This is a genomic window from Microbacterium sp. BH-3-3-3 (genome assembly GCF_007679045.1).
Lineage (GTDB): Bacteria > Actinomycetota > Actinomycetes > Actinomycetales > Microbacteriaceae > Microbacterium > Microbacterium algihabitans.
On sequence record NZ_VEFS01000001.1, the window covers coordinates 181,520 to 203,694 of the forward strand.

18 protein-coding genes are annotated in these 22,175 nt (G+C 70.6%); 3 read left to right on the forward strand and 15 right to left on the reverse strand.

Annotated features, from left to right (window positions below; genetic code table 11):
- Window positions 1–360: 360 nt before the first annotated feature.
- From FS769_RS00930 to argC, 13 genes are all read right to left on the reverse strand, one after another.
- Complete coding sequence (locus FS769_RS00930; protein WP_230704418.1) at window positions 361–1,263, reverse strand: ParA family protein; 903 nt, start codon at window positions 1,261–1,263, stop codon at window positions 361–363.
- A gap of 299 nt (window positions 1,264–1,562) precedes the next feature.
- Window positions 1,563–2,354 carry a DUF4184 family protein gene (locus FS769_RS00935; RefSeq protein ID WP_144828173.1) on the reverse strand — a complete coding sequence of 264 codons (792 nt, stop codon included), beginning with the start codon at window positions 2,352–2,354 and terminating at the stop codon, window positions 1,563–1,565.
- A 1-nt stretch (window position 2,355) separates the two neighbouring features.
- Window positions 2,356–3,669: a tyrosine--tRNA ligase gene (gene tyrS / locus FS769_RS00940; protein WP_144828176.1), complete on the reverse strand. Its 1,314-nt coding sequence runs from the start codon at window positions 3,667–3,669 to the stop codon at window positions 2,356–2,358.
- A 53-nt stretch (window positions 3,670–3,722) separates the two neighbouring features.
- Window positions 3,723–4,673 (reverse strand): DUF2510 domain-containing protein, encoded by a 951-nt coding sequence (locus tag FS769_RS00945; RefSeq protein WP_144828179.1) that lies wholly within the window; start codon window positions 4,671–4,673, stop codon window positions 3,723–3,725.
- 62 nt (window positions 4,674–4,735) lie between these two features.
- Window positions 4,736–5,500, reverse strand: a complete 765-nt coding sequence (locus tag FS769_RS00950; RefSeq protein WP_144828182.1) for a hypothetical protein — start codon at window positions 5,498–5,500, stop codon at window positions 4,736–4,738.
- Window positions 5,497–6,144, reverse strand: a complete 648-nt coding sequence (locus tag FS769_RS00955) for a SatD family protein (RefSeq protein WP_144828185.1) — start codon at window positions 6,142–6,144, stop codon at window positions 5,497–5,499. The genes FS769_RS00950 and FS769_RS00955 overlap by 4 nt, the downstream gene beginning before the upstream one ends.
- Window positions 6,145–6,195: 51 nt before the next feature.
- The gene (argH, locus tag FS769_RS00960) at window positions 6,196–7,626 is read right to left on the reverse strand and encodes an argininosuccinate lyase (RefSeq protein ID WP_144828188.1); all 1,431 of its coding nucleotides are present in this window, start codon (window positions 7,624–7,626) and stop codon (window positions 6,196–6,198) included.
- 9 nt (window positions 7,627–7,635) lie between these two features.
- Window positions 7,636–8,808: a heparan-alpha-glucosaminide N-acetyltransferase domain-containing protein gene (locus FS769_RS00965; RefSeq protein WP_144828191.1), complete on the reverse strand. Its 1,173-nt coding sequence runs from the start codon at window positions 8,806–8,808 to the stop codon at window positions 7,636–7,638.
- Window positions 8,787–9,710 (reverse strand): ornithine carbamoyltransferase, encoded by a 924-nt coding sequence (gene argF, locus FS769_RS00970; RefSeq protein ID WP_144828194.1) that lies wholly within the window; start codon window positions 9,708–9,710, stop codon window positions 8,787–8,789. Before argF ends, FS769_RS00965 begins: the two co-directional genes overlap by 22 nt.
- Window positions 9,707–10,951, reverse strand: a complete 1,245-nt coding sequence (locus FS769_RS00975) for an acetylornithine transaminase (protein ID WP_144828198.1) — start codon at window positions 10,949–10,951, stop codon at window positions 9,707–9,709. The genes argF and FS769_RS00975 overlap by 4 nt, the downstream gene beginning before the upstream one ends.
- Window positions 10,948–11,850 (reverse strand): acetylglutamate kinase, encoded by a 903-nt coding sequence (gene argB, locus FS769_RS00980; RefSeq protein WP_144828202.1) that lies wholly within the window; start codon window positions 11,848–11,850, stop codon window positions 10,948–10,950. Before argB ends, FS769_RS00975 begins: the two co-directional genes overlap by 4 nt.
- Complete coding sequence (argJ, locus tag FS769_RS00985; protein ID WP_144828205.1) at window positions 11,847–13,004, reverse strand: bifunctional glutamate N-acetyltransferase/amino-acid acetyltransferase ArgJ; 1,158 nt, start codon at window positions 13,002–13,004, stop codon at window positions 11,847–11,849. Before argJ ends, argB begins: the two co-directional genes overlap by 4 nt.
- Window positions 13,001–14,050 (reverse strand): N-acetyl-gamma-glutamyl-phosphate reductase, encoded by a 1,050-nt coding sequence (gene argC, locus FS769_RS00990; RefSeq protein ID WP_144828208.1) that lies wholly within the window; start codon window positions 14,048–14,050, stop codon window positions 13,001–13,003. The genes argJ and argC overlap by 4 nt, the downstream gene beginning before the upstream one ends.
- A 584-nt stretch (window positions 14,051–14,634) precedes the next feature.
- Between argC and FS769_RS00995 the strand changes: the two genes are divergently transcribed.
- Genes FS769_RS00995 through FS769_RS01005 form a run of 3 tightly spaced genes read left to right on the forward strand, consistent with a single transcriptional unit; the run spans window position 14,635 to window position 18,519 of the window.
- The gene (locus tag FS769_RS00995) at window positions 14,635–16,608 is read left to right on the forward strand and encodes an LPXTG cell wall anchor domain-containing protein (protein WP_144828212.1); all 1,974 of its coding nucleotides are present in this window, start codon (window positions 14,635–14,637) and stop codon (window positions 16,606–16,608) included.
- Between the two features lies 1 nt (window position 16,609).
- On the forward strand, window positions 16,610–17,440 hold the full coding sequence (locus FS769_RS01000; protein ID WP_144828215.1) for a DUF5819 family protein: 831 nt from the start codon (window positions 16,610–16,612) through the stop codon (window positions 17,438–17,440).
- Window positions 17,437–18,519: an HTTM domain-containing protein gene (locus FS769_RS01005; protein WP_186325371.1), complete on the forward strand. Its 1,083-nt coding sequence runs from the start codon at window positions 17,437–17,439 to the stop codon at window positions 18,517–18,519. The genes FS769_RS01000 and FS769_RS01005 overlap by 4 nt, the downstream gene beginning before the upstream one ends.
- Window positions 18,520–18,548: 29 nt before the next feature.
- On the opposite strand, the gene pheT is transcribed toward FS769_RS01005, so the two are convergent.
- Window positions 18,549–21,077, reverse strand: a complete 2,529-nt coding sequence (gene pheT, locus FS769_RS01010) for a phenylalanine--tRNA ligase subunit beta (RefSeq protein ID WP_144828222.1) — start codon at window positions 21,075–21,077, stop codon at window positions 18,549–18,551.
- A complete protein-coding gene (gene pheS, locus FS769_RS01015) occupies window positions 21,077–22,117 on the reverse strand; it encodes a phenylalanine--tRNA ligase subunit alpha (RefSeq protein ID WP_144828224.1) in 1,041 nt (346 codons plus the stop codon). The genes pheT and pheS overlap by 1 nt, the downstream gene beginning before the upstream one ends.
- Window positions 22,118–22,175: the final 58 nt, after the last annotated feature.

Consider the following 22,175-nt stretch of genomic DNA (forward strand, 5'->3'; position numbering starts at 1 on the left):
GGGACCTCCGTTGCGAGGGGGCTGAGGCTGTCGAAGCCACCGGTCTGCGGGGTACCCGGCCCTTCGACAGGCTCAGGGACCTCCGTTGCGAGGGGGCTGAGCCCGTCCAAGCCACCGGGCGCGCGGGTCCCGGGCCCTTCGACAAGCTCAGGGACCTCCGTTGCGAGGGGGCTGAGGCTGTCGAAGCCACCGGTCTGCGGGGTACCCGGCCCTTCGACAGGCTCAGGGGCCTCCGTTGCGAGGGGGCTGAGCTCGTCGAAGCCACCGGGCGCGCGGATACCGGGCCTTTCGACACGCTCAGGGACCTCCGTTGCGAGGTGGCTGAGCCTGTCGAAGCCACCGGAGGGGGCGGCGGTGTCGTCAGGCGACGGCGCCACGGGCGACCAGCTCCCGCGCCAACCGCAGGTAGGCCTGGGCGGCGGCGTGCTCGGGCGCGAACTCCGTGATCGGCATGCCCGAGACCGAGGCATCCGGGAACTTCACCGTACGACCGATGACCGTCTCGAGAACGTCGTCGCCGAACGCCTCGACCACGCGCTCCAGCACCTCGCGCGAGTGCAGCGTGCGGGGGTCGTACATCGTCGCGAGCACGCCGTCGAGCTCGATCGCGGGGTTGAGGCGGTCGCGCACCTTGTCGATCGTCTCGACGAGCAGCGCGACACCGCGCAGGGCGAAGAACTCGCACTCGAGCGGGATCAGCACGCCGTGCGCCGCCGTGAGGGCGTTGACGGTGAGCAGACCGAGCGAGGGCTGGCAGTCGATGAGGATCACGTCGTAATCGGACGCGACCTTGCGCAGCACGCGCGCGAGGATCGTCTCGCGGGCGACCTCGTTGACCAGGTGCACCTCGGCCGCCGACAGGTCGATGTTCGCGGGGAGGATGTCGAGGCCTTCGACCCGGGTCTCGACGATCACCTCGCGCGGATCGCGCTTCGTGTCGAGCAGCAGGTCGTAGATCGTCTCCACGTCGTGCGTCTGAATGCCGAGGCCCGCCGACAGCGCGCCCTGCGGGTCGAAGTCGATGGCCAGCACTCGGCGGCCGTAACCCGCGAGCGAGGCCGCGAGGTTGATCGTGGTCGTCGTCTTGCCGACGCCGCCCTTCTGGTTGCAGAGGGCGATGATGCGGGCGGGGCCGTGACTGTCGAGCGGCTTCGGGGTGGGGAACCCCTGGTAGGGGCGACCGGTGGGTCCGAGGATGACCTCGTCTGCGCCCGTCTTCTTGCCCTTTGTGCTCGCCGACACCGAGTCTCCCGCCTTCGTCATAACGTTCCCGAGTCTAGCCGCCGCCCGTCGCCGCGCCCGTGTGACCCGCGGGCGCCGCCGAGGTCGCGCACCCCGGTGGCTTCGACAGGCTCAGCCACCTCCCGACCGAGGTCGCCGAGCCTCGCGACGAGGTCCCTGAGCCTGTCGAAGGGACCGGCCCCCGCCGCACACCGCTCTCCCGGTGGCTTCGACAGGCTCAGCCCCCTCCGCCACCCAGGTCCCTGAGCCTGTCGAAGGGACCGGACCCCGCGCCCGCCCGGTGGCTTCGACAGGCTCAGCCCCCTCCCGACAGCGCAGCGCTAGGCCGCGCGCACGACCGACCGCGCGCGTCGCGTCTGCACGAACAGCGCCAGAGCGAGCGTCAGCGCAGCCCACGCGGCGGCGACCTTCGTCAGCACGCCGTAGATGAGATGCGTGGTGGTGTACTCCTCGTCGAACCCGCCGTTCAGACCGAGTGCGACGACGGATGCCACGACCAACGCGACCGGGAGCGAGAGCCACCAGGCCCAGCGGGCGGCATCCGGAAGCACCCTCCGCAGGGGCTCGGGCGCGTGCCGCGACAGCCACACGAGCGCGAAGATCCCCAGCACGGCCAGCCCGAAGACCCCCGACCCGTACTGCAGCCACTTCGTCACCGAGAAGGGACCCCAGCGGTCGGCGAGGGCGGGGACGAGCTGTTCGCCCGTCCGCCCTTCGTGCGTGAACAGGTCCCACGCGATGTGCGAGGCGACTCCCAGCGCGAGCGAGAGCACGAGCCACACGATGCCGACGACTCCCCCGCCGACGCTCTCGCGCAGGGCCGCGCGGGCGCCGGCATCCCACTGCGCCGGCAACCGCTCCGCCACCGGTCGCGGCAGCAGCTCGCGCGTCGCCGGACGCAGCACGCACCGCCACACCAGCAGCAGCACGAAGGCGACGACGACCGTGAGCGGCAGCCAGGCGAAGTCGTGCGTCAGGCCGTAGTCGGGCCACATCCCTCGCACGAACAGCGGCAGGTCGGGGGTCATCGCCCCGATCGCGATCGCCGCCGGAACCAGCCGTGTGCGCAGGAACGGAAGCGCGACGACGGCGTGGCTTGGCGTGAACGGCATGTCAGCTGAGGAAGAGTCCCGCGAGCGTCTTCTTGCCGCGGCGCAGCACCGACACCCCGCCGGGGAGGGTCCCCTGCACGACCGTGTCGTCGCCCGCGACCTTCTCGCCGTCGAGCGAGACGCCGCCCTGCGCGATCGCGCGGCGCGCGTCGCTCAGGCTCGACGAGAGGCCGGTGGCGGTGAGCGCCTCGGCGACCGGTGTACCGGCGGCGACCGTCGCGTGCGGCAGCTCGCTCAGGGCGCTGCGGAGCACATCGGCGTCGAGCGCGGTCAGATCGCCCTGGCCGAACAGCGCCTCGGTCGCGGCGATCACGCTTTCCGTGATCTCCGCCCCGTGCACCGTCGTCAGCACCTCGCGGGCGAGACGCTTCTGCGCCGCGCGGCGGAAGGGCTCCGCGTCGACGAGCGCCGCGTACTCCTCGATCTCGGCGCGCGTGAGGAAGGTGAACACCTTCAGGCGCTCGATGACGTCGCGATCGTCGGTGTTGAGCCAGAACTGGTACATCGTCCACGGGCTGCACATCTCGGCATCCAGCCAGATGGCATTGCCCTCGCTCTTGCCGAACTTCGTGCCGTCGCTGTTGGTGATCAGCGGCGTGCCGATCGCGTGCACCGAAACGCCCTCGACCTTGCGCACCAGATCGGTGCCGCTGGTGAGGTTGCCCCACTGGTCGCTGCCGCCGGTCTGCAGCACGCAGCCGTACGAGCGGTGCAGCTCGAGGTAGTCCAGGCCCTGCAGGATCTGGTAGCTGAACTCGGTGTAGCTGATGCCGGCCTCGGAGTTGAGGCGCGCGCTGACCGCGTCCTTCTTCAGCATGGTGCCGACGCGGAAGTGCTTGCCGATCTCGCGCAGGAAGTCGATCGCGCTGAGCGGTGCCGTCCAGTCGAGGTTGTTGACGATGCGCGCGGCGTTCTCGCCCTTGAAGCTCAAGAAGCGCTCGACCTGCGCGCGCAGGATCGCGACCCACTCGGCGACCGTCTCGCGCGTGTTGAGCGTGCGCTCGGCCGTGGGCCGCGGGTCGCCGACCAGGCCGGTGGAGCCGCCGACGAGACCGAGCGGGCGGTGTCCGGCCAGCTGCAGGCGGCGCATCAGCAGCAACTGCACGAGGTTGCCGAGGTGCAGGCTCGGGGCGGTCGGGTCGAACCCGCAGTAATAGACGATCGGGTCCCCCGACAGCAGTTCGCGCAGTTCGGCCTGGTCGGTCGAGACGTGGACCAGGCCGCGCCACAGCAGCTCGTCCCAGACGTTGTCGAACGTCGGGTCGTTGGCGGGTGCGAGGGCGCTCAGCGGCGCCGCATCGGTGGAGGTGGACACCGGTTCAGGGTACCAGCGGGGCGGGACGGCTCCGGATGCCGCGACCCGGGCGGTCAGGCGGGCCGGGCCCCGTCTGCGGTGGGTACGCCGGCGGGCGGGTCGGTCGGCAGCAGGAGCAGGCGGGTCTGGGTCCGGGCCATCGCGAGCACCACCGCGGTCAGGCCCGCGAACAGCATCGCGCCGATGACGAGGACCCACCCGATGGCGGTCCGCACGGTCTCGCCGCCGGCGACGGCGAGCACCACGATCCCCGCGACAAGCACGAAGACGGCGAGAGCGGCGATCGCGAACGCGACGATTCGCAGCGTCAGCAGCGCCTGCGCCGCGTGGAAGGTCGGTCGCACCCCGAACCGCGAGGTGACGTAGTCGGCCCATCGCGTGCCGGTCCACCACCTGCCGGCCTGGCGGCTGATCGGGTACCACCCGGCGCCGGGCCCGTCCGCCTCGCCGGGCAGCGGTCGCACGACCGCGGGCGCCTCGGGGGTGCCGGTCGGAGCGGGGATGCGCCGCACGAGGGTCGTCTGAATCGCCATCGCGAACCACAGTCCCGACAGCACGAGCCACAGCACGGGCATGATCGACACCCCGCCGAACGCGATGCCCGAAACCGTCTGCATCGCGGCGAGGGCGAGGAAGATCGTCCCCGCCACCCAGGGGAGCGTCGGCTGCTCGATGGTGGCCCAGTCGATCCCCGGCCGTCCGTCGCGCACACGCGAGCCCGTCCAGACGCGCCCGTCCCACCAGCGCAGCTCTCCCGCTCGGGTCGGGTACCACCCGGGCTGCGCAACGGCCTGCTCCTGCGGGGCCGCGGCGGTCTGCGCGGTCGCGGCCTGGGCCGCCACGGGATGGGCGTCCGCAGGCTGGGCCGCCGTCGATGGCGGCGCCGCGGGCTGAGCACCCGACGCCGGGACCGGCGCCTCGTGCGCGGTCCACTGCGCTCCGTCCCACCAGCGGACCCGCCCTGGCGTGCCCGCGTCGTACCAGCCCGGTCGTGCGTTGCTCATCTCGACTCCCCCGTGTCTCTGTCGACCGTACTCGGCGCCCGCCGGGCCCCGTGCGGGGCTCGTCAGCCGGCGCGCACGCCCCACCACACGAGGAACGCCGCAGCCAGCGCCGTGACCCAGCTGACGAGGCTCCCGATGAGGAAGTACTCGGCGCGGTCGCCGTCGTCTCGATCGCGCGAGATCTCGGGGAAGCGCACGATGCCCTTCGCCGCGAGCACCGCGGCCAGCAGCGTGTAGGCGCCGGTGAGGGTGAGCACGAACACGAGGATGCGCTCGAGGGGGCCGATCAGGCGACCGCCCTTGAGCCCCGGCGCGGGGGCGACGGGGGCCGCCGCGTCGACTCCGACGGGGGCGGTTCCGGATGCCACGGGCCGGGTGTTCAGTTCGACCCGGCCGCCCATCTCGGAGCGCAGGGCGATCCGCACCACGGCGTTGCCCGACTCGAGCAGGAACACCAGGCACCCGATCACCAGCACGACGACGTCGATCGACACGGCGTTGCCGGGGCTGTACGTCGCCCACGCCGCTCCCAACAGACCCGGTCGCGCGCGCCCGGGGGCGATCACGACGCACGCCGCGGCGGCGAGCGCGAGCAACGCGACGGGCCAGAGTCCCGCGCGCGCCGGTCCGTCTTCGGGCACGACCCAGGTCCAGATCGAGGCGACCGCCACCGCGAGCAGACCGGCGATGACCGCGTCGAGCGCCGCCGAGACGAGCACGAGCGCCACGGCCGCCGCGGCGAAGGCGATCCATCGTCGCGAGCGGACCATCTGCCGCAGCAGATCGACCGCGCCGACCGCGACCAGCAGCAGGCCCGCGGCGATCACGCCGACCTCCGCGCGGTCAGCGCGAGGAAGCCCTCGACCAGCGCGGTCGACCCGGCGGCGGCGAGCGCCTGCGACACGGCCGACTGGCTGACGTCTTCGGCGGAGGCGAGCTCGCGCTGCGATCTGCCGAGGCACCGGCCGTAGGTGAGCCGGCGGGTGCGCTCGCTCATGGTCGAGACCTGCTGGTCGCGGCTCAGGGCGTAGGCCGCGGCCAGCGCGATGGTCTCGGACATGGTCGCATCCTCCCCTTCGGCCCCCACGATCCACGTGCGCGCGTGCGGCGCGGCGCGTTGCTGCAGGCGTTCGACGTGTTCGATCGCCTCGCGCGCCGCCCACCAGGCAGGACCCTCGGGAACCATGCGCTCTGCGAGGGCGATGGGACGCACCTCTCCGACGCCGATGCCGAAGCGGCAGTCGATCTCATCGGGGAGGGCGAGGCGCACGAGCAGCAGCGAGGCGAGCGCGTCGGACAGGGTCGGGTACTCCCCCTGCAGCTCGTCGCCGACGACTGCCGTCAGGGGGCTCGACGCCACCGGCAGATCGTGCTGGACTCTGTCGACCGTCTCGGCGATCGTGCGCTGCGCCCCCGCGCGGTCGCGCAGGCGGCGCGAGGCGACGATGTCGGCGATGACGGTGACGGTCATAAGATAAGTCTCTCACTTATTCTTCGCAAACGATAAGCAAAAGACTGATATTCAGTCGATGATCGGTCGCGCGGCCGCCTGGGCCCGCGACACGAGCTCTTCGCGCTGCTCGCCCACGCGCGCGGGGGCGGTGCCGCCGACCCCGGTCCGGCTCGAGACGGAGCCCTCGATGGTGAGAACCTCGCGCACCTGCGGCGTGAGCTGCGGCGACACCGAGGCGAGCAGGGCGTCGTCGGCGTCTTCGAGGCCGATGCCGTGCTGCTCGCACGCCCGCACGAGTGCGCCCGAGATCTCGTGCGCGTCGCGGAAGGCCACGCCCTGGCGCACGAGCCACTCGGCCACGTCGGTCGCGAGCGAGAAGCCCTGGGGCGCGAGCTCGGCCATGCGGTCGGTGTGGAAGACGAGGGTCGCGATCATGCCCGAGAACGCCGGCAGCACGAGCTCGAGCGTGCGGACCGAATCGAACACCGGCTCTTTGTCCTCTTGCAGATCGCGGTTGTACGCGAGGGGCAGGCCCTTCAGCGTCGCCAGCAGACCCGACAGGTTGCCGATCAGGCGGCCGGCCTTGCCGCGCGCGAGCTCGGCGATGTCGGGGTTCTTCTTCTGCGGCATGATGCTCGACCCGGTCGAGTACGAGTCGTCGAGGGTGACGAAGCCGAACTCGCGCGTGTTCCAGAGGATGACGTCTTCGGCCAGGCGCGACAGGTCGACGCCGATCATCGCGGTGATGAACGCGAACTCGGCCACGACGTCGCGCGAGGCGGTGCCGTCGAGCGAGTTCTCGGCCGGACGGGCGAGACCCAGGCGGTCGGCCACGAGCTGCGGGTCGAGCCCGAGCGTCGCTCCGGCGAGCGCCCCGCCGCCGTACGGCGACACCGACGCGCGCACCGACCAGTCGCGCAGGCGCTCGATGCCGCGCACGAAGGCCCAACCGTAGGCCTGCAGGTGGTGCGCGAGCAGCACGGGCTGCGCGTGCTGCAGGTGCGTGCGCCCCGGCATGATGGCGCTCTCGTGCGCTTCGGCCTGAGCGACCAGGGCGTCGATCAGACGCAGCAGTTCGCGGGTGAGGGTGCGCGAGTGATCGAGCAGGTACAACCGCACGAGGGTGGCGATCTGGTCGTTGCGGCTGCGACCGGCACGGAGCTTGCCGCCCACCGCCGCACCCACGGTCTCGATGAGCACGCGCTCGAGGGCGCCGTGCACGTCTTCGTCGCCGGGGGCGGCCACCAGCGAGCCGTCCATCACGCGAGCGGCGAGGGAGTCGAGACCGTCGTGCATCGCCGCGGCCTCATCGGCCGTGAGGTAACCGGCGGCTTCGAGGGCGGCGGCGTGGGCGTGCGAACCCTGGATGTCGTAGAGCGCGAGGTCCCAGTCGAAGTGGGTGGAGCGGCTCAGCGCCGCCAGCTCGGGAGACGGCCCGCCCGAGAAACGGGCGCCCCACAGGGCACCCTCGTTCGTCGACTGACCGGTCTCGCTGCTCATCCCCCCAGCCTACCGAGGGCCACCGACACCGCCGGAGACGTCGGCCCCCTCGGACGCCGCGGACGACGGTCGGCCCGGGGTCGTGGCATCCGCCCCCACCACGACGCGCACGAGGGCGTCGATGAACATCTCGAGCGGCCCGCGGCCCACCAGCAGCGCCCACGCGGTGCACCCGATGATGAGACCGATCGTCAGGGGGAAGAACAGACCCGACTCGCGCACCCCGACGATCTCGGACGTGTCGCCGAACAGCTCGAGCGACACCAATGCCCACACCAGCAGCTGCACGACGTAGGCGGTCAGCGGCATCGAGCCCACGGCGCGCAGCGGCACGGCCACCCACCGCAGCGGGGTGCGGCACAGCAGCAGGCAGATCCCGATCGTGGCGAGGGCGAACCCGCCTGAGCCGATGACCTCCCACAGCCCCGACGAGTGATCTCCCGCCGTCAGCACGGTCCGCGCGTAGCGATCGGTCACGACCGGCGCGGTCAGCAGCGCCCCGCCATAGCCGACGATGATGAGCGAGCCGCCCGCGAGCACGAGCGAGGCCTGCTCCGACAGCTGACGCAGGTCGAGCCGGCCCACACCCATCCCCGCGAGCACGAACGCGATCCACACCGGGAACGGATAGTGCCAGCCCACGGCAGCCGACAGGTCGTCTCCCGCCGGCCCCGACCAGATCGGCGCCGCATCCAGCACCGGCTGGATCCACGGCATGACCAGGGCGATGCCCGCCGCGACGAGGAACAGCGATCGCGCGCGCAGCCCGAGGAAGGGCAGCGCCAGCACGAACAGCAACGCGTACGCGGGGAGGATGACGTAGACCGGCACGCCGGTGAACACCAGCATCATGCCGATGACCCACAGCACCGCTCCGCGCAGCGCCAAGCGGGCGGCGGCGCGCGGGCGTCGCTCGGGAGTCAGCGGACGCCGACCGCCGGTCACGAGCGAGACCGACACGCCCGCGAGCACCGCGAACAGGATCGACGAGCGTCCGTTGACGAGGGTGATCCACGTCGAGGGGTCGGAGGTGAGCACCCGGTCGGTGTCGAGCAGGTGCGCGGCCAGCATGCCCAGCACGGCGAGCGCGCGCGCCAGGTCCACGCCGACCAGCCGCCCCGGCCCGTCGAAGCGCGTCCAGGAGCGGCGGAGGTGCGCGGTCAGCCCTGGCGCAGAAGCCACACCAGCAACGCCTTCTGGGCGTGGAGACGGTTCTCGGCCTCGTCCCACACCACGCTCTGCGGACCGTCGATCACTTCGGCGTCGACCTCGTACCCGCGGTCGGCGGGAAGGCAGTGGATGAAGATCGCGTCGTCGTCGGCGCGAGTCATGAGCTCGGTCGTGACCTTGAACCCGCCCAGGTCGCGGATGCGCGCGATCTTCTCCTCTTCTTTGCCCATCGACACCCAGGTGTCGGTGACGACGACGTCGGCTCCGGATGCCGCTGCCTCGGGGTCGCTGACGAGGGTGATCGATCCGCCGGTCTCGGCGGCGATCCGCTCGGCGTCGGCGATCACGTCGGCGCGCGGGGCGTAATCGTCGGGGGCGGCGACGCGCACGTGCATGCCCGCGGTGACCCCGGCGAGCACGTACGAGTGCGCCATGTTGCTGCGGCCGTCGCCGAAGAACGACAGGGTCAGACCCTTCAGTTCACCCTTGTGCTCGCGGATCGTGAGCAGGTCGGCCAGCAGCTGGCACGGGTGGAAGTCGTCGCTCAGGGCGTTGATGACGGGCACGCGCGTCCCGCGCGCCATCTCTTCGAGACCCGCCTGGGCGTAGGTGCGCCACACGATCGCGGCGACCTGGCGCTCGAGCACGCGCGCGGTGTCGGAGGGGGTCTCCTTGCCGCCGAGCTGGCTGTTGGCGGTCGAGATGATCAGCGGCGAGCCGCCGAGGTCTGCGATGCCGACCGCGAACGAGACGCGCGTGCGCGTCGACGACTTGTCGAAGATCACGGCGACCGTCTGGGGACCCTCGAGCGGCTTCTGCGCCCAGCGGTCCTTCTTGAGCTCGATCGCGAGGTCGAGGATCTCGGCCTGTTCGGCCGGGCTCAGGTCGTCGTCGCGAAGAAGGTGACGGGTCACGCGGATGCTCCAATGATCAGTGCGTCGGACACGGTGGCGAGAGAGGCGCCGAACAGCTCGAGGAACTCGGCCACCTCGGCATCCCCGATCGTCAGCGGCGGCGCGATGCGGATGGTGTCGTCGTTGGCGGCGTTGACGATCAGGCCGTGCTGCTGCGCCGCGGCCACGACGGCCTTGGCGACGGGGCTCGACAGTGCGATGCCGAGCAGCAGCCCGCGCCCGCGTACGCCCGCCACGAGGGGCGAGCCGAGGGCGGCGATCCCCTCGCGCAGCTGCGTCTCGCGCCGCGCGGCGTTCTCGACGAGGCCGGCCGACTCGATCTCCTGCAGCACCGCGCCGCCGACGGCCGTGCCCAGGGCGTTTCCGCCGAAGGTCGAGCCGTGGGTGCCGGGGAAGAAGAGGTCGCTCGCCGCGCCGAAGGTGATGAGCGCACCGATGGGGAAGCCGCCGCCGATGCCCTTGGCCACCGTGATGGCATCCGGAACGATCCCGGCGTGCTGGAAACCGAACCACGCGCCGGTGCGACCCGCGCCGGTCTGGATCTCGTCGATGATCAGCAGCGCCCCGTGGCGGGCCGTGAGCTCGCGGGCCGCCTGGAGGTACCCCTCGGGCAGCTCGACGACGCCCGCCTCGCCCTGGATGGGCTCCACGAGGAAGGCGGCGACGCGCTCGTCCATCGCGGCTTCGAGGGCCTCGATCGTGGCATCGATGTGCTCGACGCCCGGGACCATCGGCAGGAAGTCGGCCTGCAGCGCCGGCTTGCCGGTGAGGGCCAGGGCCCCCATCGTGCGACCGTGGAAGCCGCCCTTGAGGGTCAGGATGCGGGTGCGGTCGGTGCCGCGACCGTGCAGGCGCGCGAGCTTGAGCGCGGCCTCGTTGGCCTCGGCGCCCGAGTTGCCGAAGTAGACACGGCCCGACTCGCCCGTTCCGGCGAGACGCTTCAGGCGCGCCGCCATCGCCAGCTGCGGGGGCGTGGCGAAGTAGTTCGACACGTGCGAGAGGGTCGACGCCTGCGCGGTGATCGCCTCGACGAACACCGGGTGGGCGTGCCCGAGCGCGTTGACCGCGATCCCGGCGAGGAAGTCGAGGTACTTCGTGCCGTCGCCGTCCCAGATGTAGGCGCCCTCACCGCGGACGAACAGAGCCATGCGGTCGCCGAAGCTACGGACGAGGTCGCGTCCGGCATCTTCCTGCCAGGGGGCGCGGGTCGCCGCGGGTTCCTGAGTCGTGTCCGCGTTCACGCGACCACCTCCGTTCCGATTCCTTTGTTGGTGAAGAGTTCGACGAGCACCGAGTGCGGCACGCGACCGTCGATGATGGCCGCGGTCGGCACTCCCCCGTCGACGGCGTCGAGGCACGCCTGCATCTTCGGGATCATGCCCGACTCCAGCGTCGGCAGCATCGTGCGCAGCTCGCTCGAGGTCAGGTGCGACACGAGCGAGTCCCGGTTCGGCCAGTCGGCGTACAGGCCCGGCACGTCGGTCAGGACGACGAGCTTCTTGGCGTTGAGCGCCGTCGCGAGGGCCGCCGCCGCGGCATCCGCGTTGACGTTCAACGACGTCCCGGGGTTGTCGAGGTCGGGCGCGATGCTCGACACGATCGGCACGCGCCCCGCGGCCAGGTGATCGAGCACCGGCTGCGGGTCGACCGTGACGACGTCGCCGACGCGGCCCAGGTCGTGCTCGACGCCGTCGACGACGACACCGCGACGCCGACCGCCGAACAGGCCCGCGTCTTCGCCGCTGAGCCCGGTCGCCAGCGGACCGTGCGCGTTGACCTTGGCCACGAGCTGCGGGTTGATCTGCCCGGTGAGCACCATGCGCACGACGCCGATCGCCTCGGTCGAGGTCACCCGGTAGCCCCCGCGGAACTCACTCGGGATGTCGAGGCGGTTCAGCATCGACGAGATCTGGGGTCCGCCGCCGTGCACGACCACGGGCTTCACGCCCACGTACCGCAAGTAGGCGATGTCGGCGGCGAAGGCGTCCTGCAGCTCGTCGCTGACCATCGCGTTGCCGCCGTACTTCACCACCACGACCTGGTCGCGGTACTTGCGCACCCACGGCAGCGACTCGACGAGCGTGACCGCCCGCTCGCTGGCTTCGGCGGGATCGGTGTCTTGCAGATCGACGTGAGTCATGAGGAGTAGGCGCTGTTCTCGTGGACGTACTCGTGCGTGAGGTCGTTGGTGCGGATCGTTGCGGTGGCGTCGCCGACCTTGAGGTCGATGACGAGGTCGGTGGCCCGCGGGGTGAGGTCGACGTCCTCGCGCGGACGGTCCGGACCACCGGCCGTACACACGCGCACGCCGTTCATCCAGACGTCGACGTCGTAGGGGTCGAAGGCGGCCTGCGTCGTGCCGATGGCGGCGAGCACGCGCCCCCAGTTGGCGTCGTTGCCGAAGATCGCGGCCTTGAAGAGGTTGTTGCGCGCGACCGAGCGACCCACCTCGACGGCATCGTCTTCGGTCGCGGCGTTGGCGACGCGGATCGTGATGTCGTGACTGGCGCCCTCGGCGTCGCCCTGCAGCTGCGCGGCGAGGTCGTCGCACACCGCGGCGAGCGCGTCGCCGAACTCCTCGGCATCCACGCGGATGCCGCTGGCGCCGCTGGCCATCAGGGTCACCTGGTCGTTGGTCGACATGCAGCCGTCGGAGTCGAGCCGGTCGAAGCTCACGCGCGTGGCGCGACGCAGAGCGGCATCCGCTCCAGCCGCATCGAGCACCACGTCGGTGGTGAGCACCACGAGCATCGTCGCCAGACCCGGAGCCAGCATGCCGGCGCCCTTCGCCATGCCGCCGATCGACCAGCCGTCGCCGACGTGCACCGCACGCTTCGGACGCGAGTCGGTCGTCATGATGGCCAGGGACGCGTCTTCGCCGCCATCGGACGACAGCGCGGCGACGCCCTGCTGCACCCCGTCGAGCACCTTCGCGCGGAAGACCTCGTCACCGGTGCCGATGAGACCCGTCGAACACACGACGACGTCTCCGGCGCCGACACCGAGGAGCTCGGCGGCGCGTTCGGCCGTCTGGTGGGTGGTCTGGAAGCCGAACGAGCCCGTGAAGCAGTTGGCTCCGCCCGAGTTGAGCACGACCGCCTCGATCACGCCGTCTTTCACCACCTGCTCCGACCACAGGATCGGGTTGGCCTTCGCGCGGTTCGAGGTGAACACGGCGGCGCCGACCTTGAGCGGTCCGCGGTTGACGACCAGGGCGACGTCGCGGGCACCGGTCGACTTCAAGCCGACGGCGACGCCGGCCGCCTCGAATCCAGCGGGGGCGGTCACACTCACGGGGCGACTCCGTTCAAGGGAAGGGCGGTGGTCTCGGCGAGGCCCAGCGCGATGTTCATGGACTGCAGAGCGGCGCCGGCGGTGCCCTTGACGAGATTGTCGACGGCAGCGACGACGGTGACCCGGTTCGCCGCGCGGTCGATCGCGAGACCCATCGAGGCGACGTTCGCGCCGAGCACGTCGGCCGTCCGCGGGAAGACGCCCTCGGGTAGCAGCTCGACGAAGGGCTCGTCGGCGTACGCCTTCTCCCACGCGCCGCGGATCTCGGCATCCGTCATTCCCTCCACGAGGGGGGCCGACGACGTCGCCAGAATCCCGCGCGCCATCGGAACCAGCACCGGAGTGAAGGAGATCCGGATGCCGTCGGCCGAGGCCCCCGCAGCGATCAGCGCCTGGCGGATCTCGGGAATGTGCCGGTGTGTACCGCCAACGGCATATGGGTTGGCCGAACCCAGGATCTCGCTCGCGAGGAGGTTGGTCTTGGCGGATTTTCCGGCGCCGCTGGGACCGACCGCGAGCACCGAAACGATGTCGCGTCCGTCGATGACTCCGGCGGCGATGCCGGGGGCGAGCGACAGCGACACCGTCGAGGCGTTGCAGCCGGGAGCTGCGATGCGCTTCGCGGCGCGGAGATTCTCGCGCTGCTTGCCACCGGCGATCGGCAGTTCGGGCACTCCGTACGCCCACGGCTCGGGGTGGTCCCCGCCGTAGAACGCCGCCCAATCGACGGAGGAGACGAGACGGTGATCGGCTCCCGCATCGATCACGAGACGCGTATCGGCCAGAGCGTCGGTGTACTGCGCGGACTGACCGTGCGGCAGCGCGAGGAAGACGATGTCATGACCGGCCAACACCTCGGGTGTCGTGGGCTGAAGGTCGAGTCCGGCGAGCGAGCGCAGGTGCGGTTGGTGGGCGAGGAGGGGCTGACCGGCGTTCGCGTGAGCGGTGACGGTGCGGACCTCGACGTCGGGATGGTCGGCGAGGAGGCGGAGGATTTCGCCACCTGCATAGCCGGAAGCGCCGGAAACGGCGACCGAGAGGGTCATGTATCCACCTTACGAGTCGGACGGGTGCTGGAATCAGCAAGAACCGGGGCGGCGACGCCCGTATGCCCGACCGATGGCGGGTTACGAGGTCGCCGAGAATCGGCGCGCGACCCGACGTCGACGCTCGCCACCGGTGCTCACGGAGAGCTCCTCGGTGCGTGCGGTGATCGACGACATGTGGCGAGGGTATCCGCCGCGGCGAGCGCGGGGCAAATCGAGACTTCTAGATCGCCCGCGTGATAGCAGCCGTGAATCTGCCTCGCAATGGTGTCGTGTCCCCCGTTTGGGGGACACGCGAACCGTACTATGTGAGACCTGCCCTCATCGCCGGGCACTTCCGACTGCCCCCCTTACCGGCGATGAGGGCAGATCTCTGCGCACCCGGAGGTGCACGCGTGCGATCCTACGTCGATCGACGAACAGTGCAGCGGGTGAGTGTGCCGCCTCGAACGGGTGAAGTCAACTACTTACAGCTACTTCATTCGATTCCCTATCTTCATTCCCGTGGTGCTTAGGGGGGCCTAGGACACCAGGGGATTCTTGTGCTTCGCACGAACTTTCATAACGGTCACGTCCCGCGCACGATGCGGGTTCGTCGAACGATCATTCAGACGACGGCGGTCATCACGTTCAGCGCCTTGGCGGCGTTCGGGGCGCCGTTGAGCGCGTCCGCCGTGGGTGAGGCGGTCACCGCCGAGTCGACGACGACCACGACCACAACCGAGCCGACGACCGACGGGCATACCGACGGGTCCACGGACGGACACACGGACGGGACGACGGACGGACACACGGACGGGACGACGGACGGGTCGACCGACGGGCACACGGACGGCACCACCGACGGGCACACCGACGGATCGACGGACGGATGGACCGACGGCAGCACCGACGGGTCGACCGACGGGCACACGGACGGCACGACCGACGGACACACGGACGGCACGACCGACGGACACACCGACGGAACGACCGACACCAAGGACGCTGCGGACTCGTGGGACTCGAAGGACTCCTGGGATGCCACGGACTCCAAGGACATGACCGACTCGAAGGACTCGTGGGATGCCACGGACTCGAAGGACATGACCGACTCGCATGACGCGACGGACACCAAGGACTCCTGGGACGCCACCGACTCCAAAGACATGACCGACTCGAAGGACTCGTGGGATGCCACGGACTCGAAGGACATGACCGACTCGCATGACGCGACGGACACCAAGGACTCCTGGGACGCGACCGACTCCAAGGACATGACCGACTCGAAGGACTCGTGGGATGCCACGGACTCGAAGGACATGACCGACTCGAAGGACTCGCACGACGCGACCGACTCCAAGGACGCGCACGACGCGACCGACTCCAAGGACATGACCGACTCGAAGGACTCGTGGGATGCCACGGACTCGAAGGACATGACCGACTCCAAGGACTCCTGGGACGCCACCGACTCCAAGGACATGACCGACTCGAAGGACGCGCACGACGCGACCGACTCCAAGGACATGACCGACTCGAAGGACGCGCACGACGCGACCGACTCCAAGGACATGACCGACTCCAAGGACTCCTGGGACGCCACCGACTCCAAGGACATGACCGACTCGAAGGACTCGCACGACGCGACCGACTCGAAGGACATGACCGACTCCAAGGACTCGTGGGATGCCACGGACTCGTGGGACGCGAAGGACTCGACCGACTCTTGGGACGCTACGGACTCCAAGGACATGAAGGATTCCAAGGACTCGGCTGACTCCAAGGACTCCCACGACGCGACCGACGCGAAGGACATGACCGACGCCAAGGACTCGCACGACGCGACCGACGTCAAGGACTCGACCGACGTCAAGGACTCGCACGACGCCACCGACGCCAAGGACTCGACCGACTCCAAGGACTCGCACGACGCCACCGACGCCAAGGACTCGACCGACTCCAAGGACTCGCACGACGCCACCGACTCCAAGGACATGACCGACTCCAAGGACTCCGCTGACTCCAAGGACTCGACCGACTCGGAGGACTCCACCGACTCGAAGGACTCCACCGACTCGCACGACGCCACGGACTCCCGTGACGCCACCGACTCGCACGACGCCACCGACTCGACCGACTCCTCGGACCGCTCGGGCACCCCGGCGGGCTACGCCGCTCCCCGCACAGGTTCGCAGCTGGCCGTGACCGGCTCCGACACCGGCAGCAGCGCCACGACGTTCTCGCTCCTGGCCGGTGCGATGCTCCTGGTCGGATTCGGTCTGATGGCGGCTCGTCGCCGCAGCACGCGTCCTGCCGTGGCCTCGGCATCCGCGGCATCCGTCGCCCGAACCGCACCGCCCGTCTCGCCCGCACCGTCGATCGTCGACCGCCCCTCCACGGCGACCTCGACCACCACGATGAGTGCGACCGCGGCGGGCCCGCGCACCGCGGAGGGATCACCCGCCCCGCGGGGTGAGGCCCGACGCAGCTCGCGATCGGCCTCGCCGCATCGCCGGGACGGTTCGCCGGGAGCAGCCGGCACCGATGGTCCTGTCGACGGCTCGCTGAGCGGCTGACATGACCACGAAGAAGACAGGGGCCGGTCGCACCACGCGGCCGGCCCCCGCCCCCCGCTCTGCTCCGGCGGAGCGGGGGCCTCTCGCGCCCGCGATCGCGACGGTGGCTGCCGTCGCGGTCGTGGGGGCGTACGTGTTCGTGAGTGCGACGTTCACCGCTCCCCCATCGCCCGCGCGGGCGATGGTGAGCGACGGTTTCGCGCCGTACTTCTCGCAGCGGTGGGACGTGTTCGCGCCGAACATCCTCCGCGTCAACAGTGCTCTGCAGGTGCAGGCGCAGTGGCGCGATGACAACGGCGACCTGCAGGCGAGCGACTGGATCGACGTCACCGACATGGAGCTCGCCGCGGTGCGCGGCATCCCGACCCCGTCGCGCATCTCGAAGAACAGCATCAACGCGCTGAGCACCTACCTCGAGCGCTACGACGAACTCACCCCCGCCCAGCAGCAACGGGTGCAGGACTCGTTCATCGAACGCGCCTCCGACGGCGGTTTCACCGCGACCCCGGATGCCGAGCTGCGCGCCGAACTCGACGGTCTCGGCGACAGCGGCGAAGGGTCGTCCGTTCCGTTCGTACGGTACGACTACATGTTGAACCGTTTCTCCACCGCGTTCACCGAGGCGTACTTCGGGCGCGACGTGGAGAGGGTGCGGTGGCGAGCGCAGTTCGACCGCCCGAACGAGTTCCTCCACCGTTTCGACGACGAGCGTCAGTTCGACCTGAACGAGCTCACTTTCGGATGGCGTGCGGCCGAGCAGGCCGACGACCCATCGGTGCGCGGCATCTTCGCCGACGTGCAGACGCGCTACACCGGCGAGGAGCGGCGATGACCATCCAATTCACCCGACGTCAGGGGTGGCGACAGCGCCTCTCCCCCGTGCAGCTGTGGACCGGCTTCCAGGACTGGCTGACGTCGGCGAAGCACGCGACGATTGGCTTCTCGCTGCTGCGGATCATCTTCGCGGTGGCGATGCTGCTCGTGCTGCTGCCGAGCTTCGCCGACCGGCACTACCTGTGGGGGGCGGGATCGTGGTGGGTGGAACCTGAGGCGCGTCGCCGCGGGTGGTGGGAGCCCTTCCGACTCATCTTCGCCAAGGACGATCCGGTACTTTTCGACCTGGCGTACTTCGCGCTCATTGCCCTGGCGCTGCTGTTCCTCGTGGGCTTCAAGACCCGTTGGGTGACGCCCGTGCTGCTCTTGTTCTGGGTCGGCCTCTCGGCCAACACGACGCTGCTGACCAACGGCGGCGACACCCTCATGCGGATCGTGCTGGTGTTCGCGCTGTTCGCCGACCTCAGCCGGCACTTCTCCGTCGACGCCTGGCTACGACGCAGGCGCGGCGAGCGGGCCGGACGATTCGACGCGCTCCGACGTCGCGTGCCCGAGTGGCTTTCGCCGCTGCTGCACAACACCGCGCTGATCCTGTGCTGCTACCAGATCCTGCTCGTGTACCTCGTGTCGTCGATCCTCAAGCTGCAGGGTGAGGAATGGATCTCCGGGACCGCCCTCTACTACGCCCTCTCGCTCACCGAGTTCCAGGTGCTTCCCGCCCTGAGCGAAGCGGTGTGGCAGGTGACCCCGTTCATCATGGTCGGCACGTGGTTCGCTCTCGTCGTGCAGCTCACGTTCCCGGTGGCGCTGCTGTGGAAGCCGTCGCGCTACGTCGCGGTCGCGGGCCTCTCGCTCACGCACTTCGGTATCGGCCTGCTGCTCGGACTCTGGCCGTTCTCGCTCGCGATGATCGCACTCGACCTGCTGCTCGTGCGCGACGCGTCGTGGTTGCGGGTGCGCGCCGTGGTCGGCATGCTCGTCACGCGCGGGCGTCGGGCCATCGCCGCGGCCCGCGAGAGCGTCCGCGAAGGGGGCGATGAGCTGACCCCCGAAACGCCGGAGCGCCGCGCGGCATGAGCCGGCGGCGCCCCTGGTCGTGATGGTGCTCAGTCGCGGATGGCCGCGCCGAACCGGTCGGCGGCCACCGCGACACCGGCGAGCTTGGCCTCGGTGGCCTCGGCTGCGGTGAGGGTGCGGTCGTCGGCGCGGAACCGCAGCGCGAACGTGAGGCTCTTCGTCCCCTCGGCGAGTCCCTGGCCGCGATAGTCGTCGACCAGGCGAGCGCCCTCGATCAGCGGAGTCCCACCCTCGAGCAGCGCCGCGCGCACGTCACCGGCGGCGACGTCGATCGGAACCGTGAGCGAGACATCCTGCGTGGCGGCGGGGAAACCCGAGAGGGATGCCGCGACGACGCGCGACTGCGCGAGCTCGAGCATCGCGTCGAGGTCGAGCTCGGCCACGAGCACTCGCCCGGGCAGGTCGGCCGCAGCCGACACCGCGGGCAGCAGCTCGCCGACGTAGCCGATGTCGTGTCCCGAGGCGAGCACCCGCGCCGTGCGGCCCGGGTGCAGAGCGGCGCGCTGAGCCTGCACGAGCTCGATGTCGAGCCCGGCGGCGGCGGTCAGCACGCGCACGGCGTCCACGGCATCCGCGAGGTCCGCGACGACCGCGGGCTGACCCGGCTGCTTCGCGACCGTGTGACCGGTCAGCAGAACGGCCACGTGCCGACGCTGCGGCGGGATCGACGCGTCGAGGGCGGCCAGGGTCGCGGCATCCGGACGCACCGCCAACGGCGGCACCGACGGCGTGCCGTACTGCACGCCCGGCTTGGGCAGGAAGACGGTCCCGGTCTCGAAGAGCGCGAGGTCGACGATGCCGCGCGACACGTTGCGATGCGCCACCTGCAGCAGGGCCGGCACGAGCGAGCGGCGCAGGAACGGGGCGAGGCCGTCGAGCGGGTTCGCGAGCTTGACGCTGGGCAGGGAGTCGCCCGAGGGCGAGCCGTGCAGAGCGTTCTGCTCCTCGGTGGTGAAGGGGAACGACGGCGTCTCGACGAATCCGGCCGAGGCGAGCGCGTTGGCGACGCGGCGGCGTCCCTGCTGCGCGGAGGTGAGGCCGCGGCCCGACGGCGGAGTCGGCAGCACCGAGGGGATGCGGTCGTACCCCTCGATACGCGCGACCTCCTCGGCCAGCGTCCACTTGTCGGTGAGGTCGGGGCGCCACGACGGCGCGGTGACCGCCCACCCACCCTCGCGCTCCTCGACGGTGCCGCCGATCAGGCGCAGGGCGCGCACGATCTCGTCGTCGGTGTACGCGACGCCGATGAGGCCCGGAACGAATCCGGCCGGCAGCGTGATCGGGTCACGACGGTAGGTCGACGGGAGGGATCCGCCCAGCTCGGTGTCGAGGGTTCCGCCGGCGAGCTCGACCATCAACGACGCGACGCGCTCGGCCGCGACGTGGGCCACGAGCGGGTCGACACCGCGCTCGAAGCGGCGCGAGGCCTCGGACGGCAACTTGTGCCGGCGGGCGGTGCGCGCGATCGAGACCTGGTCGAACGTCGCCGCCTCGATGAGCACGTTGCGCGTGGCGTCGCTCATCTCGGTGGGGCCGCCGCCCATGACACCCGCGAGGCCGATCGGGCCCGACTCGTCGGTGATGAGCAGGTCTTCGGCGTGGAGCGTGCGCACCTGGCCGTCGAGCGTCTCGAGCTTCTCGCCCTGCGCCGCGCGGCGCACGGTGATGCCGCCCTGCAGTCGGTCGAGGTCGTACCCGTGGATCGGCTGGCCCAACTCGAGCATCACGTAGTTGGTGATGTCGATGAGCACCCCGAGCGAACGGATGCCGGCGAGCGACAGCCGCGTGATCATCCACGGAGGCGTCGGTCGCGAGGGGTCGACGTCGCGCACGATCCGCGCCACGAACTGGCTTGCACCCTGGCGTCCGCGGATGGGAGCGCCGTCGTCGACGGCGATAGGGAAGCCCTCCGGCGTGCGGGCGACGGCCGCGTCGTGGCCGGCACCCGGATCGCGGAAGGCCGCGCCCGTGGCGTGCGAGTACTCGCGGGCGACGCCGCGCAGCGAGAGGGCGTAGCCGCGGTCGGGGGTGACGTTGATCTCGACGGCGATGTCGTCGAGGCCCAGCAGCGCGATCGCGTCGGTTCCGACGGGAGCGTCGATGCCCAGCTCGACCAGGCGCAGGATGCCGCTGTGCTCGCTCCCGAGGCCCAGCTCCTTCGCCGAGGCGATCATGCCGTCGGACACGTGACCGTAGGTCTTGCGCGCGGCGATGGGGAACGGTCCGGGCAGAACCGAGCCGGGCAGGGTCACCACGACCTTGTCGCCCTCGAAGAAGTTGCCCGCACCGCAGACGATGCCGCGGATGTCCCTTTCACCGGTCCCTGAGCCTGTCGAAGGGCCGACGTCGACCTGGCACCAACGGATGGTCTTGCCATTGGACTGCGGCTCGGGGGTGAACTCGATCACCTGCCCGACGACGATGGGGCCGGACAGCTCGAAGCGGTGCACGTCCTCTTCTTCGAAGCCGACGGAGACGAGGGCCGCCAGGACGTCTTCGGGCGTGGCCTCGGCCGCGACGTCGACGTACTCGCGCAACCAGGAGAGCGGGACGCGCATCAGACCACCATTCCGAACTGCTCGCTGAAGCGGACATCGCCCTCGGCCATGTCGCGCATGTCTTGCACGTCGCTGCGGAACATGAGCGTGCGCTCGATGCCCATGCCGAAGGCGAAGCCCGAGTACTCCTCGGGGTCGATGCCCGCGGCCCGCAGCACGTTGGGGTTCACCATGCCGCAGCCACCCCACTCGATCCATCGGGCGCCGCCCTTGAAGGTCGGATGCCAGAGGTCGAGCTCGGCGCTCGGCTCGGTGAACGGGAAGAAGTTGGCGCGGAAGCGCGTCTTCGCCTCGGGCCCGAACAGCACGCGCGCGGCGTGGTCGAGGGTGCCCTTGAGATGGGCCATGGTGATGCCCTTGTCGACGACGAGTCCTTCGAACTGCGTGAACACCGGCAGGTGCGTGGCGTCGAACTCGTCGGTGCGGTACACCCGGCCCGGGCACAGCACGTAGATCGGCAGGTCGCGCTCGAGCATCGACCGCACCTGCACGGGGCTCGTGTGCGTGCGGAGCACGAGGTGGCGCGCGACGGGATCGACGAAGAAGGTGTCCTGCATCTGCCGTGCGGGGTGGTCGACGTCGAAGTTGAGCGCGTCGAAGTTGAACCACTCGTGCTCGAGCTCCGGCCCCTCCGCGATCTCCCAGCCCATGCCGACGAAGATGTCGGACACCTGCTCTTGCAGGAGGGTGATCGGATGCCGTGCCCCGACGCGAGCGCGCTGCGGGAGCGCCGTCACGTCGATGCGCTCGGCCTCGAGCTGGGCCGCGGTCTCGGCGGCCGCCAGCTCCGCCTCGCGAGCGGCGAGAGCCTGGTTCACCTGCCCACGGGCCTGCCCGACGAGCTTGCCGAAAGAGGCCTTGTGCTCGGGGGCGACGTTGCGCATCTGGGCGTTCAGCTGGGCGAGGGAGGACTGCTCCCCCGTGTGCGCGGAACGGGCGGACTTCAGCTCGGCGGTGGTCGCGGCGGCGGCGATGGCGGCAAGGGCCTCATCGACCGCGGAGGCGACGGCCTCGGGGGTGATCTCGGGTGCGTCGGACACGAGATGAGAGTCTACCGACGGGCGGGGACACTCCCCCGCCCGTCGGTGATTCCGACGC